This is a genomic window from Bacillus sp. 1735sda2, from assembly GCF_024159245.1.
Lineage (GTDB): Bacteria > Bacillota > Bacilli > Bacillales > Bacillaceae > Bacillus > Bacillus pumilus_O.
In genome coordinates this window covers 1,976,634-1,994,269 of the sequence record NZ_JAMYWZ010000001.1, presented here as the reverse complement: position 1 = coordinate 1,994,269, position 17,636 = coordinate 1,976,634, and the positions used below count along the sequence as shown (strand labels likewise).

Below are 17,636 nucleotides of genomic sequence, written 5' to 3'. Positions count from 1 at the left end.
TTCCTTCGTTCATGCTTTTTTCTATTATTTTTGTTTTAATTTTCTGAATTCACCCAAGCTTGGCATGAAGCAGCCACTTGATTAATAAATATGATAGAAAAGAGCCAAAGGGGGAAAAAAGATGGATTTTGAATTAACGAAAGAACAACAAATGATCCGCCAGATGGTCAAAGAATTTGCTAAAGCAGAAATTGCACCACTCGCTCAAACCATTGATGAACAAGCTGTATTCCCAGCCCAAACTTTTCAAAAAATGGGGGAGCTCGGCTTGATGGGTATTCCATTTCCAGAGAAATACGGAGGATCAGGGGGAGATACAATCTCATATGCACTCGCTGTAGAAGAAATCGGAAAACAGTGTGCGAGTACAGGTCTTAGCTATGCCGCAGCCGTTTCCTTAGGTGCAAGCCCCCTTTATTACTTCGGTACAGAGGAACAAAAAATGGACCACCTCGTTCCGCTGGCATCTGGAACAGCACTCGGTTCCTTCGGATTAACGGAGCCAAATGCAGGATCAGATGCTAAAGGAACAAAAACAAAAGCGGTCAAAGACGGACAAGAATATGTGATCAGCGGGGAGAAATGCTGGATCACAAACGCCAATTTTGCCAGAACCATTATCGTTACCGCTGTATCGGATCACGATGAGCACGGCCGCCCGATCATCTCCGCCTTCATTGTAGAAAAAGGGCAAAAAGGGCTAACCATTACAAATCCATACGACAAAATGGGGGTGCGCGGTTCAGATACGGCTGAAATCATTTTAGATAACGTACGTGTACCAGCACATCATATATTAGGAGATCCAAACAAAGGCTTCAAGCAATTTTTATACACGTTAGACGGTGGGCGAATTTCGATTGCTGCCTTATCTGTTGGAATCGCGCAAGCTGCACTAGATGCTTCTCTCTCTTATGCAAAGGAAAGAAAGCAATTTGGGCAGACCCTTTCTTCCTTCCAAGCCATTCAGTTTAAGCTGGCGGATATGGCGATGCAAATAGAACTCGCTAGACAAATGGTGTGGAAAGCGGCCTGGCTGAAAGATCATGGCAAGCCATTTACTAAAGAAGCTGCCTACGCAAAACTTTTCGCTTCAGAAATGGCGACAAAAGCAAGCCTCGATGCTGTCCAAATTCACGGAGGAACAGGCTATATGAAAGAGTGCGGGGTAGAGCGGCTTGTGAGAGATGCCAAGCTCATGGAAATTGGAGAAGGCACCTCTGAAATTCAGCGTTTAGTCATTGCAAGACAATTGTTAGCTTAATTCTATAATGTAAACGCTTACCATCGATGAAGGAGGAAAATCATGATGTCGATTCATCCGCAAACGATCGGCTCCCTACTAAAAGAGAAAAAGGAGCAGCACCCAGCACATGAAGCCATTGTGTATCCAGAACGTTCATTACGTTATTCATACGAAGCGTTTTTTAGAGAGGTCAAGGAAACAGGGAAAGGTCTTATGGCATTAGGTGTTCAAAAAGGCGACCACATTGCCATCATGGCACCTAATGTACCTGAATGGCTCATACTGCAATTCGCCTGCGCTTCTATTGGAGCTGTTCTTGTCACCGTGAATACGAACTTTCAATCACAAGAACTCGCATACTTACTAAAGCACTCTGATAGCAGCATGCTGTTTATCGTTGACGGGTTTAAAGAGACATCATATGTCAGGATGCTTGAAGACCTCATTCCAGAGCTTCAAACAGCTCACCAAGACGACATCACTTCAACAGCTTTTCCATATTTAAAAAGTGTCGTCTATATTGGTGAGCACACGCCAAAGGGTATGCGGAGCTGGGACAGTATTCAAGCTGCTGCCAAAAGAACGGAGAATGATGAATGGGAGAAACGAATGGAGGAGCTGACGCCTGATGACGTCATTAACATGCAGTATACGTCAGGGACCACCGGCTACCCAAAAGGTGTCATGCTCAGCCATACAAACATCGTCTGCAATGCTAGTCAAATCGGAGATTGCATGAAGCTCACACGTGATGACCGCATGTGTATCCCTGTGCCGTTTTTTCATTGCTTTGGGTCTGTTCTTGGTGTACTGGCTTGTCTCACAAAAGGTGGCACGATCATTCCAATTGAATCTTTCCACCCAGAGCGCGTCCTTCAAACAGTGGAAAAAGAGAAGTGCACAGTTCTTCACGGCGTCCCGACAATGTTCATCGCAGAGCTAGATCACCCGAATTTTCACAAGTACAATCTGTCCACATTACGCACTGGCATTATGGCAGGATCTCTCTGTCCATCCCATGTGATGAAAGCCGTCATTGAACAAATGGGTCTGAAGGAGCTCACGATTGCTTACGGCCAGACAGAAAGCTCTCCTGTCATTACCCAAACAAGAACGGATGATTCATTTGAAAGGCGGGTTCAAACAGTCGGCCGGGCGCTTCCTCGCATCGAAGTGAAAATCACCTCGCCAGGTACCCAAGATGAAGTACCAAGAGGAGAACAAGGCGAGCTATGTACGAGAGGCTATCACGTGATGAAAGGCTACTATAAAAATGAAGAAGCCACAAATGAAGTCATTGATGAGGACGGGTGGCTGCATACAGGAGATTTAGCGGAGATGGATGAGGATGGCTATGTGAAAATCACCGGACGGCTGAAAGATATGATTATTAGAGGCGGAGAAAATGTTTACCCAAAAGAGATTGAAGACGTTCTTTACACGCATCCAGCCATTCTTGATGCACAGGTCGTCGGTATTCCTGACGAGACTTACGGAGAAGAAGCCGCCGCATTCATTCGGCTCAAACAAGGTCACACTGTGACGATTGAGACATTAACAAGCTACTGTCAATCACAAATGGCACGCTACAAAATTCCGAAATATTTTTTCATCACAGATGAGTATCCAATGACCGCCTCAGGGAAGATTCAAAAATTTCGTCTGAAAAAACAGGCGCTTGATCTAATAAAGGAGTGAGGGCAGCGATGTTCAAAAAAGTACTGATTGCCAATCGAGGCGAAATTGCTCGTCGAATCATTCGGACTTGTAAAAGGCTAGCGATCAACACCGTGGCTGTTTATTCAGAGGCAGATCAGCATGCGCTTCATGTGCAAGAAGCAGACAGCGCCTATCTCATTGGAGGCGCAAAAGTATCTGAAAGCTATTTAAACATGGAAGTGATCATCGAGATTGCCAAGCAGACAAATACAGATGCCATCCATCCTGGCTATGGCCTTTTATCAGAAAATGCAGCCTTTGCTGAACGATGCCGCAGCGAAGGAATCACTTTTATTGGTCCATCTGCCCAGGTCATTCAGTGCATGGGCAATAAAATTGAAGCAAGAAAAAAGATGGATCAAGCGGGAATCCCCATTGTACCTGGCGTTTCAGCACCTCTTTATGACGCAGAAGAAGGAGTCAGTAAAGCGCAGTCTCTCGGTTACCCGATCATGCTCAAGGCATCAAGTGGAGGCGGAGGTATCGGCATGCAGCTTGTTCGAAATGATGAGGAGCTGCGTAAAGCTTTTGAAGGAAATCAAAAAAGAGCGCAAAGTTTTTTTAACGACGGGACGCTTTATATGGAAAAGGTCATTGAAGATGCGCGTCACATTGAAATTCAAGTCCTTTTTGATTCATTCGGCCATGGGGTTCACTTATTTGAGCGCGACTGTTCACTCCAAAGAAGACACCAGAAAATCATCGAAGAAGCACCAGCTGCCTGTCTCGATAAATCCGTAAGACAAGAGATGGGACAAATGGCGGTGAAAGCAGCCAAAGCCATCGGCTATGAAAATGCAGGGACAATTGAATGTTTAGTCGATCAAAACCAACACTTTTACTTTCTTGAGATGAACACGAGATTACAAGTAGAACACCCTGTCACAGAAGAAATTACAGGAATTGATCTTGTTGAAGAGCAGCTGAAAATCGCAGCATCAGAGCCGCTTTCCTTTAATCAGGAGGACATTCATCAAATCGGGCATGCCATCGAGGTCAGAATCTATGCGGAGGATCCCGTCACCTTTTATCCGTCACCAGGAACAATCACTCGGCTATCTATGCCAGAAGCTCCCTATATACGCCATGAATCAAGTGTGACAAGTGGAAGCGTTATTACCCCATATTACGATCCAATGATTGCGAAGATGGTCGTTTATGGTGAAACACGAAAACTTGCAATAGAACGATTAAAAGCAGCGTTACAAGCATATGAAATAGAAGGGATCAAATCCAACTTACCGCTTTTAAGAGAAATGGCTGGATCATTTGCTTTCTTACATGGCAGCATCACAACCGATTTTCTTATGAAAAAAAGGGAGGGAAACCGTCCATGAAAACAGTCACAATACAAATGGCAGGAAACTTATGGAAGCTTCTTGTGAAACAAGGCGATGAAGTGCAAAAAGGGCAGGAAGTCGCTATTTTGGAATCAATGAAAATGGAGATTCCTATAGTAGCAGAAGAGGCGGGTTTTATTAGCAAAGTGTATAAAGCAGAGGGAGAATTTGTTGATGAAGGGGAGGTTCTTCTAGAGCTGACAGAATAGGGGGGAGAGAGATGGCATTACCAAAGCGTGTACTTATTAGGGAGGTCGGCCCGCGGGACGGTTTGCAAAATGAATCCACTTGGCTAGACACAAGCGAGAAACAAAGGTGGATTGAACTACTCACAGCAGCCCGGCTTCCTTATATTGAAGTCACCTCATTTGTTCATCCTAAATGGGTCCCAGCTTTAAAAGACGCCAAAGAACTAGCCCAATCCTTACACAAAAAAGGTGACATCACCTATGCTGCACTTATACCTAACGAAAAAGGGTTAGCTCACTTTTTTGAAGCAAATCTTGATACAGGCGCTATGTTTATCTCTTCGAGTGAAACGCATAACAAAAAGAACATGAATCAATCCATCCAAGAAACACTTCCTGTCATCAAACAAATGACAGCTGATTTAAAAGCAGCAGGAAAACACACACGCGCATATATTTCCACCGTGTTTGGCTGCCCTTATGAACATCAAGTGCCGATGGATCAAGTGTTGCGGTTAACGGAAATGCTGCTTTCTTATGGCATTGATGAAATATCACTCGGTGACACCATTGGCGAAGCCCACCCCCTTCAAGTAGAAAGGCGCTTAGACATTTTACTTGAACGCTTTCCGGCTGATAAAATCGCTCTTCATTTTCACGATACGAAAGGGATGGGGCTTGCCAATATTTATACAGCATTAAAAGCCGGAATTACCATATTTGACGCCTCTAGCGGTGGGCTAGGTGGCTGTCCATATGCGCCTGGTTCTAGCGGAAATGTCGCAACAGAAGATGTCGTGCATATGCTTCAAAAATTAGGAATCGATACCAATATCAATTTTCCAGCATTGATAAAAGCGGCAGAATGGATCGAAACAAAAGTAGACCGCACCCTGCCTAGTCATTGTTTACGTGCTTTTCACTCTCATACTACTTCATAAAGGATGAATGTGACATGACATCATTGGTCAATTTTACGATACAAGATGAACAGATTGGGATCATAACCTTAAACAGACCAGAACAAGCAAATGCCCTTTCTGCTGCGATGCTCGAGGAGATCAATCAGCTCATTCAAGAAATCAAACACGATGAAAGCATCCGCTGCCTGCTCTTGAAAGGAGCTGGTTCTAACGTCTTTTGCGCAGGTGCTGATTTAAAAGAGCGACGATTAATGACAGAGGAAGAAGCAAAAGAAGCAGTTCTGTCAATTCAGCAAACCTTTACGGAGATTGAATCCCTTCCTGTACCTGTCATTGCCGTCATAAATGGACACGCACTCGGCGGAGGACTTGAACTCGCACTGGCTTGTGATATTCGCATTGCACGAGCCGGAGCAAGACTCGCCCTTCCAGAAACTGGACTAGCTATCATACCAGGAGCAGGAGGAACGCAGCGTCTCCCGCGCCTCATCGGACTCGGTAAAGCAAAAGAGATCATTTTCACAGGTACTTCATTACAAGCTGAAGAAGCCATTCAAATTGGACTGATTGAGCACCTTTCATTAGCAGATTCCCTTATGAATGACGCCATTTCTCTCGCAAAACAAATTTCAAAAAACGGTCCAATTGCTTTAAAAGAAGCGAAACGAGCGATTCAAATGAGCCTTGATCACGATCTGCGTACAGGTTTAATGAAGGAATACGAAGCCTATTTACGGCTCATTGATACAGAAGATCGAAGGGAAGGCCTTCAAGCTTTTCAAGAAAAACGAGCGCCTCATTACAGGGGCAACTAGCAAGAAAGGGGAATGGGCATGATCGAAGAATTTGAATTGAAAAAACAGCGAATTGTCAAAGGAGGGGCCGAGCGATACCATCAAAAAAACAAAGAAAAAGAAAAATTGTTCGTCCGCGACCGGCTCCAGTTGCTATTAGATCAGGATTCGTTCATTGAGGATGCAATGTTTGCCGAGTGTAAAGATGAGCATTTACCAGCAGATGGTGTTGTCACAGGGACGGGACGGATGAACGGGCAAACCGTATGCGTAATGGCAAATGATTCTACTGTCAAAGCTGGATCGTGGGGCGTCAAAACGGTCGAAAAAATCATCAGAATTCAAGAAACAGCGGAAAAACTCAACTGCCCGATGCTGTATTTAGTTGACTCTGCGGGTGCAAGAATCACCGATCAAATTGCAATGTTTCCAGGCAGAAGGGGAGCGGGACGTATTTTTTATAATCAAGTAAAGCTGTCTGGACGTATCCCGCAAGTTTGTTTACTATTTGGCCCTTCTGCGGCAGGAGGTGCTTACATTCCTGCTTTTTGTGACATCGTTGTGATGGTCGAAGGGAATGCCTCGATGTATTTAGGCTCTCCGAGAATGGCTGAAATGGTGATTGGAGAAAAAGTAACGCTTGAAGAAATGGGCGGCGCAAACATGCATTGCAGCATATCAGGATGTGGTGATATTTTAGCCAAAACAGAAGAAGAAGCCATTCAAATCGCTCGCGACTATTTAACTTACATGCCTGCTAACTATACAGAAAAACCAAAACCGGCAGCCGCAAAAGCACCTAAAGCATCTGAGATGACCATCCAAGGACTTATTCCTAAAGGGCAAAATACCCCTTTCGATATGTATCAGCTCATTGATTTACTCATTGATGAAGGGTCTTTTTTTGAAATCAAAAAACTGTTTGCCGCAGAGCTGATCACAGGCTTTGGCCGAATGAATGGGCAGCCTGTCGGTCTGATTGCCAACCAGCCGAGGGTAAAAGGCGGGGTGCTGTTCCATGACTCAGCTGATAAAGCCGCTAAGTTTATTCAGCTTTGTGACGCCTTTCATATCCCGCTCCTTTTCCTTGCGGATATACCGGGATTTATGATCGGAACAAAAGTGGAACAAGCTGGTATTATTAGACATGGGGCGAAAATGATCTCCGCTATGTCAGAGGCGACCGTTCCGAAAATATCGGTCATTGTGCGGAAAGCTTACGGTGCAGGTTTATATGCAATGGCAGGACCAGCGTTTGAACCAGACTGCTGTCTCGCTCTTCCATCGGCACAAATTGCTGTCATGGGACCAGAAGCGGCTGTAAATGCTGTCTATGCAAATAAGATTGCCGAATTGCCTGCTGAAGAGAGAGCTGCATTTATCCAAGAGAAGCGTAAGGAATATCAAGAAGATATGAATATATATGAGCTTGCCTCTGAAATGATTGTCGACGGCGTCATCCCGTTTGACCATCTGCGAAATGAGCTTTGTCACCGATTCCATGCCTATTCCTCAAAAGAGATGACATTTACAAGACGAAAACATCCGGTCTATCCGGTCTAAAGGGGGACATCCTCATGATGAACCTGAAACCAGTATGGAAACCGGAAGAGCAGATGATCAAACAGACACGTCTTTACAAATGGATGCACTCACTTGGTTTTTCTACTTATGATGCATTCTACAAAGCTAGTATCGAGCGTACCGATTGGTTTTGGAGAGAAGCTGAAAAGGCGGTCGGTATCAAGTGGAAGGTTCCATATGAAGCTGCATTAGGTCAAGATTCATTCATTTGGCCGAAGTGGTATAAAGGCGGTCAACTCAACATAACCGAAACGGCCGTGGACAAATGGGCAGAGAACGAAGAAGCGCAGCATCAGCCAGCCGTAATTTGGAAAAATGAGATGGGAGAAGAGAGGAGATGGACGTTTCTCGATCTTCAGGAAAAAGTAAATCGCCTTGCTGCTGGCTTTTTGAAGAATGGGCTTCAAAAAGGAGATGTGGCTGTTATTTATATGCCGATGCTTCCTGAAACGGTCGCTGTCATGCTAGCCTTTGCAAAAATTGGTGTTATCTTTAGTCCCGTCTTCTCCGGCTATGGAAGTGAGCCTCTTGCCGTGCGTATTCGTGCGTCAGGTGCAGCTATTGTCGTCACAGGCTCAGGCATGACGCGCCGCGGAAAGAAGATAAATATGCGAGAATGTACGGCAGAAGCGATAGACAAAACTTCAACCGTCAAAACCGTCATCGTACACACCTTCTCTGAAACTGAATATGAAGGGGATATCAGGCTTAATGATTTATTAACAGAAGACCCGATATGTGAAACGACCTATCTCTCAAATGAAGAGCCTCTCATGATCTTATACACTTCTGGAACAACGGGCACGCCAAAAGGAGCTGTCCATACACACGCAGGCTTTCCTGTAAAAGCAGCTTTTGATGCCGGCCTTTGTATGGACGTTGCAAAAGGAGACCGCTTGTTTTGGCTCACAGACATGGGCTGGATGATGGGGCCATTTCTCGTCTTTGGCGGCTTGATCAATGGAACTTCGATTGTTTTATATGACGGCGCACCCGATTATCCAGATGAACAGCACCTCTGGTCATTTATTCACGAGCAAAAGGTCACCCACTTTGGGCTTTCACCTACGTTTGTTCGATCCGCGATGCAGCAAGATCTTGCAAGTATAAAGCTACCCCATGTCAAAGCCATCATATCTACAGGTGAGCCGTGGAATGAAGCACCATGGCAATGGCTTTTTGACAAAATTGGTCACAAGCATATTCCAATTCTAAACTATTCAGGAGGAACAGAAGTCTCTGGTGGAATTGTAGGAAGTACGTTGCTTCGCCCAATTAAGCCAGTCCTCTTTAATGCGGCAATCTTAGGAATGGCAGCTGATGTATATAATGAAGAAGGTGAGAGCGTCATAAATGAAGTAGGAGAGCTCGTTGTGAAAAAGCCTTGGGTCGGCATGACATGCGGGTTTTGGAAAGATCCTGAACGTTATGAAGATACGTATTTCAAACGATTTGATGGGGTGTGGACGCATGGTGATTGGGTGGTGCAATCAGATGATGGCACGTTTCATATCACTGGCAGATCAGATGATGTCATTAATACAGCAGGAAAACGTGTCGGTCCAGCAGAAATAGAATCCATTCTTGTCGGGCATCCAGCAGTACACGAGGCAGCAGTGATTGGGGTCAAGGATGAGGTGAAAGGGGAGGCACTCGTGTGCTTCATCGTGACCAGCCCGCAGTCTTGTGACGAATCAAAATTGATTCAAGAACTCAAAACTCATGTTGGTTCATATGCGGGAAAAGCGCTCACGCCAAAGGACATTCATCTGATTTCAGCTTTACCGAAAACAAGAAACGGAAAAATCGTCCGGCGCTTATTAAAAGGAGCTTATGAACAGCAACTTTCACCAGATCTTTCTTCTTTAGACAATCCTCATGTATACGAAAGTATTTGTGAGTATTTGAACCGGAAACAGAATCAATAGAAAAAGACAGGAGAGTGTCCTGTCTTTTTTTATTGCACATGAAAGTTCGTGCCATCTGTTGTTTCTTTGACAATCCCTGCTCGAACAACAAAATCACCGAAATGTTCTTTTTCTTCTCGCTCTTTTGCATAGCGAGGGAGAAGAGAGCCAAGCTCATTTAAAATCTCTTCCTCACCAACATTTTCACGGTACAGCTTACTTAATCTGCTACCATCAAACGCAGCGCCAAGATACATGTTGTATTTGCCAGGTGATTTCCCGATAAAGCCAATTTCACCTAGCGCATGACGGGCACATCCATTAGGACAACCAGTCATACGAATCGTGATTTCTTTATCACTTAAGCCGTTTTCTTCGACAATCTCTTCAATTTTGTCAATCAAGCGCGGGAGGTAGCGTTCTGCTTCTGCCATCGCTAAGCCGCATGTCGGAAGAGCAACACAGGCCATTGAACTACGGCGGAGTGCAGAGTGCTGCTGACCATCTGATAAATCGAACTCCTGTATAAGCTGCTCAATTTGTTTCTTTTTATGAGAAGTGACATTTCCAATGATCAAATTTTGATTCGCTGTTAAGCGGAAGTCACCTGAATGAATCTTTGCGATTTCGCGAATGCCTGTCATTAGAGGATAATCATCATAATCTATGATGCGTCCGCCTTCTACAAACATCGTATAATGCCATCTGCCATTGATGCCTTTTACCCAGCCATAGCGGTCACCGTTATGATCAAAGTGATAATCTCTTGCATCTAAAAGGGCAAACCCGAGGCGGCGCTCCAGCTCTTCTTTTACATTCTCAAGACCAAGGCGGTCCACCGTATATTTAAAGCGGGCATTTTTTCGCACGGAACGGTTTCCGTAGTCACGCTGAATGGTAATCACTTGTTTTGCAATCTCTACGACCTGTTCTGGTGTACAAAAGCCAATCACTTTTGCAAGCTGAGGATAGGTCGCTGTATCACCATGAGTCATACCCATGCCGCCGCCAATGGCGACATTAAAGCCGATCAATTGTTCATTTTCGATGATCGCAATGAAGCCTAAATCCTGCGAAAAGACATCAATATCGTTAGCAGGAGGGACCGCCACACCAATTTTGAATTTCCTTGGTAAATAAAGCGGGCCATACATCGGTTCAACTTCCGTATCAGGCGTTGCCGCAACCTTCTCCTCATCAAGCCAAATTTCATGATACGCTCTTGTTTGCGGGAGCAAGTCATCACTTAATTTTTTCGCCAGCTCGTATACATCATGGTGCACTTCTGATTGATAGGGGTTTGATGTACACATGACATTCCGGTTCACGTCGCCGCAAGCAGCAATTGTATCAAGCATAGTAGAATGAATGTCTTGAATGGTTTTTTTCATATTCCATTTTAAAATACCATGAAGCTGAAAGGTTTCACGAGTAGTCAGCTTTAACGTTCCGTTCCCGTATTTGTGGGCAAGCTCATCCATCACAAGCCACTGCTTAGAAGTGGCGATTCCACCAGGCAGGCGTACGCGCAGCATAAATTGATAGGCTGGCTCAAGTTTTTGTTTCTGCCGTTCATTTCTGAGGTCCCGATCATCCTGTAAATAGCTGCCGTGATGCTTCATTAGGCGGTTGTCATCATCAGGAATTCCCGCTGAAATCGGATCAAGCATTACTTCTTTTAACGTACCCCGTAAATAATCACTTTTTTCTTTGATTTCTTCTACGTCGCTCGGAGGTCCTTCCGGCGCTGTTAATGCTGTCTTCACCATGTAAGTAAAAGCTCCTTTCTTTCAAGCATCAAGTCCATTAATATACGTCGCGCTGATAGCGTTTTTGCTGCTGCAAGTTAGCTAGATAGCTTTCTGCTTTCTCTTTGCTCATCGCACCTTCTTCTTGAATAATCGATAGAAGAGTATGATGAACATCATGCGCCATATGCTTTTCATCTCCGCAAACATATACAGAGGCACCTTGCTCTACCCATTCGAATAATTCTTTACTTTGCTTCTTCATTTGATGCTGAACATATACTTTTTCCTCTGAATCTCTTGAAAAAGCCACATCCATTTTCGTTAAGACGCCATCTTTTAACCACTTTTGCCATTCGGTTTGATATAAGAAGTCCGTCACAAAGTGCTGATCACCGAAGAATAACCACGATTTTCCGCTTGCACCGATTTCTTCTCGTTCCTGCATAAACGAACGAAAAGGGGCAATACCTGTGCCTGGTCCCACCATAATGATCGGAGCATCAGGGTTTTCAGGAAGCTTAAAGTTTTGATTGTGCTGAATATAAACAGGCAGTGTATCACCTGGTTCTAAGCGCTCTGCACAGAGGATGGAGCAGACCCCTTGACGTTCTCTCCCATGCGCATCATATCTCACGGCACCGATCGTCAAGTGAACTTCTTCTTCATTCGCTTTTAGACTGCTTGCAATTGAATAAAGGCGGGCAGGAATTTTTCTTAAAATCGCAGTGAAGTCTGCGGCTGTTCCTTCAAAAGGACCGAAATCCCGCGCAGCATCGACTAAATCTCTTCCTGCTATATACGCTTTTAACTTTTCTTCATTTCCTTCTTTTAAAAGGGCATGGAGGGCTTCATCTTTCGTCAAGTCCGCCAATTTTTGAAGAAGAGGTTTTGTTAACACTGTAATCTCAAAATGTGAGGTGAGTGCTTCTTTTAAAGGAAGAGTCTCACCGTTTTTATGAACAGTTACGGCTTCGTCTGCATTCCATCCGCATGTCGTGATCAGTTCATCAACAAGCGTAGGATCATTTGTTGGATAAATTCCAAGACTGTCACCCGGTTCATAAACAAGTCCTGACCCTTCAAGTGAAAGCTCCAAATGGCGGGTTTCTTTGTTAGAGCCGCGGCCATTTAGGTTGATATTTTCAAGCACTTCCGCATAAAAAGGATTCGTTCTTGAGTATTCAGAAACTGTTGTTTCGCTGTTTTCTGCCGCTGATTCTTGCGTGAATGCTGCGGCTTCACCTTCGCTAAGTGAAGCTGTCACCCCTTGAAGCCATTCAGAAAACGGCTCATCATAATCAAGGTCACAATCCACTCGATCTGTCAGGCGCGTTCCGCCAAGTTCTTTGAAGCGCTCATCAAATTCTTTTCCAGTCTGACAGAAGAATTCGTAGGAGCTGTCGCCAAGCGATAGAACAGAAAAGCTTAAATGATCGAGCTTTGGCGCACGTCTACCATGGACATATTCATGGAAAGACAGAGCATTGTCAGGCGGATCTCCCTCGCCATGTGTGCTGACGATCATCAGTAAATTGTGTATTTTTTTCAGATTATTCGGTTTAAAATCTGACATAGAAGAGAGCGTCACTTGAAAACCTTTCTCCTCAAGATGCTGTGCTGTCCTTTTCGCTAATCCTTCAGAATTACCTGTTTGTGAGCCATAAAGGACGGTCACATCTTTACTGACAGGCTGCGCAGGTGCTGCGGCAGAAGGAGAAGGGGATTGAGTAGCTGTTTCTGATCCGGCTAGAGCTGCTTGTGCTGATAAATAACCGGTAAGCCAAATTTTTTGTTGATCTGTTAAAGTCGGAAGCAGCTGATTGAGCAAGTCTGCCTGCTGCTGACTAAAAGGACTGTTCAATACATGAAGTTGCAACGATATCCACCTCACAAGGAATATAAACATAGATTAATTCGATAGGAATTATATATATAGGTTCAATTTGAACTTTACCGAAAGTTTGCCATTAAGTAAAATATATAATGTTGATTGTCATGATTAAGATTATTAATAGCTTTGCATGGTGAAATGAATTTGTTTAGTCAAGGAGGTAATATGAGTATTATTAGAGATTTGGAAGATCCAAAAGTTAAATTTAAATTAGCAAAGAAGGTGTCTATCCATAGAAAAGAATTAGAAAAATTAAATCTGAGTCAAGTTGCAGATTTTCGAATTTATGCGAAAGATAAATATGAAAGAGCTGCCAACTTTTCTACAAAAGCTTCGATTATTACAATAACAATTGTGCCAATATTTTTATTTTTGAATTCTTTCTTTAATTCATATTTTAACTTTGGGTTAAATTTTATTTCAAGAAAATACAATTCTAACGATTCGAAATTACTAGATAGCTCACATAAGCTACAAAATGATTTTGATAAACTTTCAGTCAATATATTTGAAACTTATTTATATTTTGCTTCAAGTATTTTAATAGTGGTTTTTATTGTTCTTCTCATTAGAAGATTTGATGTTTCCAAAACAAATAAACTTTTCAATTTAATTGATGAAATATATGTTATGAAATTAAAGCGAGAGGAAAAATTCCAAGAGGATTATAAACAATTGCAAAAGATCAGAGCTATGGATTGGAAAGTAATCTCTTTTGGTTATTATTCTGATCGTTTAGAGATTTTGATGAAATCTCCAAATCGAAAAGAAGCTGAATTTTTTATGTTCTATGAATTAGATCATATTAAAGAAGTTGAAGTAACTTTGGGAATTGGTTGAAAATTAAATCCTCGATTATTCATCAAATAATACTCTTCTTATTAATAAGTATTATCATGATCTAATCATTATGGATAAGAATAAATAGGAGAGTATGAGATGTTCTTAAAATTCGAACTGGGTTCTTATTGTTAAATAAAGAAAGGAGAACAACCCTAAGGTTTTTCTCCTTTCTCAAATTACGCCGTTGGAAGTCCCATCACAGCTTTTACTTCTAAATATTCCTCGATACCGAAGTCTCCCCATTCTCTTCCGATACCTGATTGCTTAAAGCCGCCAAATGGGGCAAAGTAATCTGTTTCGGCATTGTTAATGGTGATTTGGCCAGCGCGAATATGTTCAGCGACATATTTTAATGTTTTTTCATCTTTTCCCACAACATACCCTGCAAGACCATACACTGTATCATTGGCGATCTCAAGAGCATGATCAAGATTCTGATACGTGATGACACTCATGACTGGGCCAAAGATTTCTTCTTGTGCAATGGTCATGTCATTTTTCACATTGGTGAAAATGGTATGCTTGGCGAAATATCCTTTATCGATTCCGTCTAGCTTTCCAGTTCCCCCAGCAAGAAGGGTAGCACCTTCTTCGATTCCTTTTTCAATATAAGATTGCACGGTATCCCATTGTTTTTTAGATACAAGCGGACCTGTAGCATGATCTTCTCTCGGATCACCAACTGTAAACTTCGGTAGGGCGTTCAGTAGCGCTTTTTCAAACTGATCTTTCATTGATTCTGGAATCAGCACACGTGTAGCTGCAGAACACACTTGACCAGTATTCATCGCAATATGCTGAATGGCAGTTTCAGCTGCCACATCCACGTCTGCATCATCTAAGACGATAAGAGGGGATTTCCCGCCAAGCTCAAGAGCGACTTTCTTCACATTGTCCGCTGCGTTTTCCATAATTTTAGAGCCAACAGCACCTGACCCAGTAAATGAAACAAAGTCAATATCAGGATGTGAGCTAATGCCGTCTCCAATCACGTCTCCCGTTCCGTTTACTAAGTTGAAAACCCCTTTCGGTACACCAGCTTCATCAATAATTTCTGCAAGAATCATTGCAGCAAATGGTGTAATTTCCGCTGGCTTTAAGACAACTGTTGAGCCTGCCGCAATGGCTCCTGCGATTTTAAGGGATGTCTGGTTCGTCGGGAAGTTCCACGGTGTAATCAACCCACTGACGCCAATCGCTTCTTTTATAATGGTATGTCCGCCGCGATCTTCGGTAAATGTATAAGATTTAAGTGCTTCCGCCGCTTTAGAAAAATGTTCATAGCCCATTTTATAATGAACTTCTTCTGATACTTTTAGCGGTGCACCGAGCTCTTGTGTCATCACTTCTACAAGTTCATCTTTGCGTTTTTCATAGCCGCGCACAATGTTTTCCAGCATTTTTACTCGTTCATTTCGAGATGTTTTTGAGAAAGAAGGGAAGGCGGAACGAGCTGCTTTGACTGCCTTATCTAAATCCTCTTTTGTTCCTAAACTAATCGTGCCAATAACCTCTTCTGTTGCAGGATTGATGACCTCTGTCGTTTCGTTTCCAGTTGATGCAACCCATTCTCCGTTAATAAAATGTTTCTCTTGATTTCTCATTCTGACATGTCTCCTTTTTGTATGTGATTCATTCAATATTCTGTTTTCAGCTGATATAAAACTGTACCCACTGTGAAAAATCTAAAACGAACAAACTGCAAAAGAAAAAGTTTTTGATATAATACGCAAAGTGGGACATATGTCCTTTTCAACCGGCGGGCATGTATCATTTAATGGTAATAGACTGAAAAAAGAAGGAGCTTTTGAACGAATGAAAGGTGTTATTTTCGCTTTATTAGGAGGCGCTTGTATTACACTACAAGGCGTAGCCAACGCAAGAATTAGCCAGGATATCGGCACATGGCAGGCAGCCACCATCACGCAGCTAACCGGCTTTATCATCTCGCTCGTCATTTTACTCATCGTACGAGACGGACACTTCAGGGAATATCGGAAGGTGCAGCCACTTTATTTAATAGGCGGCGCATTTGCTGCGATTATTATTTTTAATGAAGTCACTGCGATTCAAATTATCGGCGTGACACTCACTATCGCAGCGTTACTGATTGCACAGCTTGCTTTTACCTTTGCAATCGATGCAAAAGGGTGGTTTGGTGTACAGAAGAAGAAAATGAAATGGCCTCATTATGCTGGAATTTTATTGATGGTCACAGGGGTGATCATTTTAAAACTATAAAGGAGGGCATCAGATGGAGGAGCTTCATGATGAATCTCTTTTTGCCTATTATATGAAGGCACATCAATTAGAAAGTGTCTTTCATCAAAAGCTTATGTCACACGTAAGTTTGTGTCGCTATGAGCAAGGGGAGCTCGTTTGTTCAAAAGGAGATAAGAGGGAGTACCTGTACTTGTTAGTGAAAGGAAAATTAAAGATTTTCACAACAACAAAAGAAGGAAAAACCTTTATTCTTAGCTTCAAACATCCCCTTGAAGCGATTGGAGATATTGAATACGTTCAGCAGACTGACATGGTCAATACAGTCGAAGCGGTCACAGAAGTACATATGTTAAGGGTTTCTCATCAAGCGCTCATGCGCCATGCGAAGGATGACCCGCGCGTGTTAAATTTTCTGCTAAAAGGGATCACAAACAAATTTTATACAAAATCAAACGATTTAAGTTTCCACCTGTTATATCCTGTAGAGGTCAGGCTTGCAAGCTACTTATTATCTGTTGTCACAAGTGATGAAAGCGCAAGCGCCCTTCGTCTCACTGATGCGGCAAGTTTAATCGGTACAAGCTACCGTCATATTAACCGAGTCATTCAGCAATTCTGTGAAAAAGGATTGATAGAAAGGCGGAGAGGAAATATTACGATTTCTGATCGTAAAGGGCTCCTAGAAATAGCAGAGCACAACATTTATGAATAAAGGAAATGAAGGGATTTTTATATGATCATAGGAATAGTATTAGCCATTACGGCTGGCGCACTCGTCAGCTTACAAACCATTTTTAATAGTAAGGTCAATGAAAAAACAGGCTCTTGGTCAACTACAACCCTCGTTCTTGGAATGGGCTTTATTGCTTCACTCCTGATGGGGCTCTTACTAGAGGGAACTGGCATGTTTCGATTAAGACATATGGAAGCGTGGTACTGGATCAGTGGGGCCATTGGGGTAGGTGTGGTCATTTGTCTTGTTCAGAGTATTAAACATCTTGGACCGACTTATGGCATCTCGATTGTCCTCACGTCACAGCTGGGCTGCGCGCTTTTGTTTGATTCACTTGGCTGGCTTGGATTAGAAAAAGTAGAATTTTCTTTAACAAAACTTTTAGGTGTTATGGTGATTGTTGCTGGCATCTTGGTGTTTAAATTAACCAAATTGGAGTCTGCAGAAACAGATCAATCGCAAGAAAAAGGGCTGCCACAAGAGTAGCTGCCCTA

15 protein-coding genes are annotated in these 17,636 nt (G+C 43.0%); 12 read left to right on the top strand and 3 right to left on the bottom strand.

The genetic code is table 11. From position 1 onward, the window contains the following. Positions 1 to 121 precede the first annotated feature (121 nt). From NKR21_RS10285 to NKR21_RS10250, 8 genes are read left to right on the top strand one after another with little or no spacing between them, the layout of a single operon-like run. Complete coding sequence (locus NKR21_RS10285; RefSeq protein WP_012010185.1) at positions 122 to 1,264, top strand: acyl-CoA dehydrogenase family protein; 1,143 nt, start codon at positions 122 to 124, stop codon at positions 1,262 to 1,264. Between the two features lie 42 nt (positions 1,265 to 1,306). Further along, on the top strand, positions 1,307 to 2,944 hold the full coding sequence (locus NKR21_RS10280) for an AMP-binding protein (protein ID WP_144456483.1): 1,638 nt from the start codon (positions 1,307 to 1,309) through the stop codon (positions 2,942 to 2,944). Between the two features lie 8 nt (positions 2,945 to 2,952). Further along, the gene (locus NKR21_RS10275; RefSeq protein WP_144456485.1) at positions 2,953 to 4,302 is read left to right on the top strand and encodes an acetyl-CoA carboxylase biotin carboxylase subunit; all 1,350 of its coding nucleotides are present in this window, start codon (positions 2,953 to 2,955) and stop codon (positions 4,300 to 4,302) included. Beyond that, the gene (locus tag NKR21_RS10270) at positions 4,299 to 4,514 is read left to right on the top strand and encodes an acetyl-CoA carboxylase biotin carboxyl carrier protein subunit (RefSeq protein ID WP_144456487.1); all 216 of its coding nucleotides are present in this window, start codon (positions 4,299 to 4,301) and stop codon (positions 4,512 to 4,514) included. Before NKR21_RS10275 ends, NKR21_RS10270 begins: the two co-directional genes overlap by 4 nt. Before the next feature lie 11 nt (positions 4,515 to 4,525). Then, entirely contained in the window at positions 4,526 to 5,434 is a 909-nt protein-coding gene (locus NKR21_RS10265) for a hydroxymethylglutaryl-CoA lyase (RefSeq protein ID WP_012010181.1), read from the top strand. A 14-nt stretch (positions 5,435 to 5,448) separates the two neighbouring features. After that, positions 5,449 to 6,231 (top strand): enoyl-CoA hydratase, encoded by a 783-nt coding sequence (locus NKR21_RS10260; protein WP_144456489.1) that lies wholly within the window; start codon positions 5,449 to 5,451, stop codon positions 6,229 to 6,231. Positions 6,232 to 6,249: 18 nt separating this feature from the next. Beyond that, entirely contained in the window at positions 6,250 to 7,773 is a 1,524-nt protein-coding gene (locus NKR21_RS10255; RefSeq protein WP_144456491.1) for an acyl-CoA carboxylase subunit beta, read from the top strand. A gap of 14 nt (positions 7,774 to 7,787) precedes the next feature. Beyond that, positions 7,788 to 9,722 (top strand): AMP-binding protein, encoded by a 1,935-nt coding sequence (locus NKR21_RS10250; RefSeq protein ID WP_144456493.1) that lies wholly within the window; start codon positions 7,788 to 7,790, stop codon positions 9,720 to 9,722. 29 nt (positions 9,723 to 9,751) lie between these two features. Here NKR21_RS10250 and cysI read toward each other — a convergent pair whose 3' ends face one another. Further along, the gene (gene cysI, locus NKR21_RS10245; protein WP_144456495.1) at positions 9,752 to 11,470 is read right to left on the bottom strand and encodes an assimilatory sulfite reductase (NADPH) hemoprotein subunit; all 1,719 of its coding nucleotides are present in this window, start codon (positions 11,468 to 11,470) and stop codon (positions 9,752 to 9,754) included. A gap of 37 nt (positions 11,471 to 11,507) precedes the next feature. Next, the gene (locus NKR21_RS10240; RefSeq protein WP_144456497.1) at positions 11,508 to 13,328 is read right to left on the bottom strand and encodes an assimilatory sulfite reductase (NADPH) flavoprotein subunit; all 1,821 of its coding nucleotides are present in this window, start codon (positions 13,326 to 13,328) and stop codon (positions 11,508 to 11,510) included. A 180-nt stretch (positions 13,329 to 13,508) separates the two neighbouring features. Between NKR21_RS10240 and NKR21_RS10235 the strand changes: the two genes are divergently transcribed. After that, positions 13,509 to 14,183 carry a hypothetical protein gene (locus NKR21_RS10235; RefSeq protein ID WP_119124966.1) on the top strand — a complete coding sequence of 225 codons (675 nt, stop codon included), beginning with the start codon at positions 13,509 to 13,511 and terminating at the stop codon, positions 14,181 to 14,183. A gap of 179 nt (positions 14,184 to 14,362) precedes the next feature. On the opposite strand, the gene NKR21_RS10230 is transcribed toward NKR21_RS10235, so the two are convergent. Beyond that, entirely contained in the window at positions 14,363 to 15,790 is a 1,428-nt protein-coding gene (locus tag NKR21_RS10230) for an aldehyde dehydrogenase family protein (RefSeq protein WP_119124965.1), read from the bottom strand. Positions 15,791 to 16,001: 211 nt separating this feature from the next. Here NKR21_RS10230 and NKR21_RS10225 point away from each other — a divergent pair, with 211 nt between their 5' ends. The 3 genes from NKR21_RS10225 to NKR21_RS10215 are packed head-to-tail and all read left to right on the top strand — an operon-like array spanning position 16,002 to position 17,628. Continuing rightward, positions 16,002 to 16,427, top strand: coding sequence for a DMT family transporter (locus NKR21_RS10225; protein ID WP_012010174.1), 426 nt, complete (start codon positions 16,002 to 16,004; stop codon positions 16,425 to 16,427). A gap of 13 nt (positions 16,428 to 16,440) precedes the next feature. Continuing rightward, on the top strand, positions 16,441 to 17,121 hold the full coding sequence (locus NKR21_RS10220) for a Crp/Fnr family transcriptional regulator (protein ID WP_012010173.1): 681 nt from the start codon (positions 16,441 to 16,443) through the stop codon (positions 17,119 to 17,121). A gap of 21 nt (positions 17,122 to 17,142) precedes the next feature. Continuing rightward, on the top strand, positions 17,143 to 17,628 hold the full coding sequence (locus NKR21_RS10215; protein WP_144456499.1) for a DMT family transporter: 486 nt from the start codon (positions 17,143 to 17,145) through the stop codon (positions 17,626 to 17,628). The last annotated feature ends 8 nt before the right edge of the window (positions 17,629 to 17,636 follow it).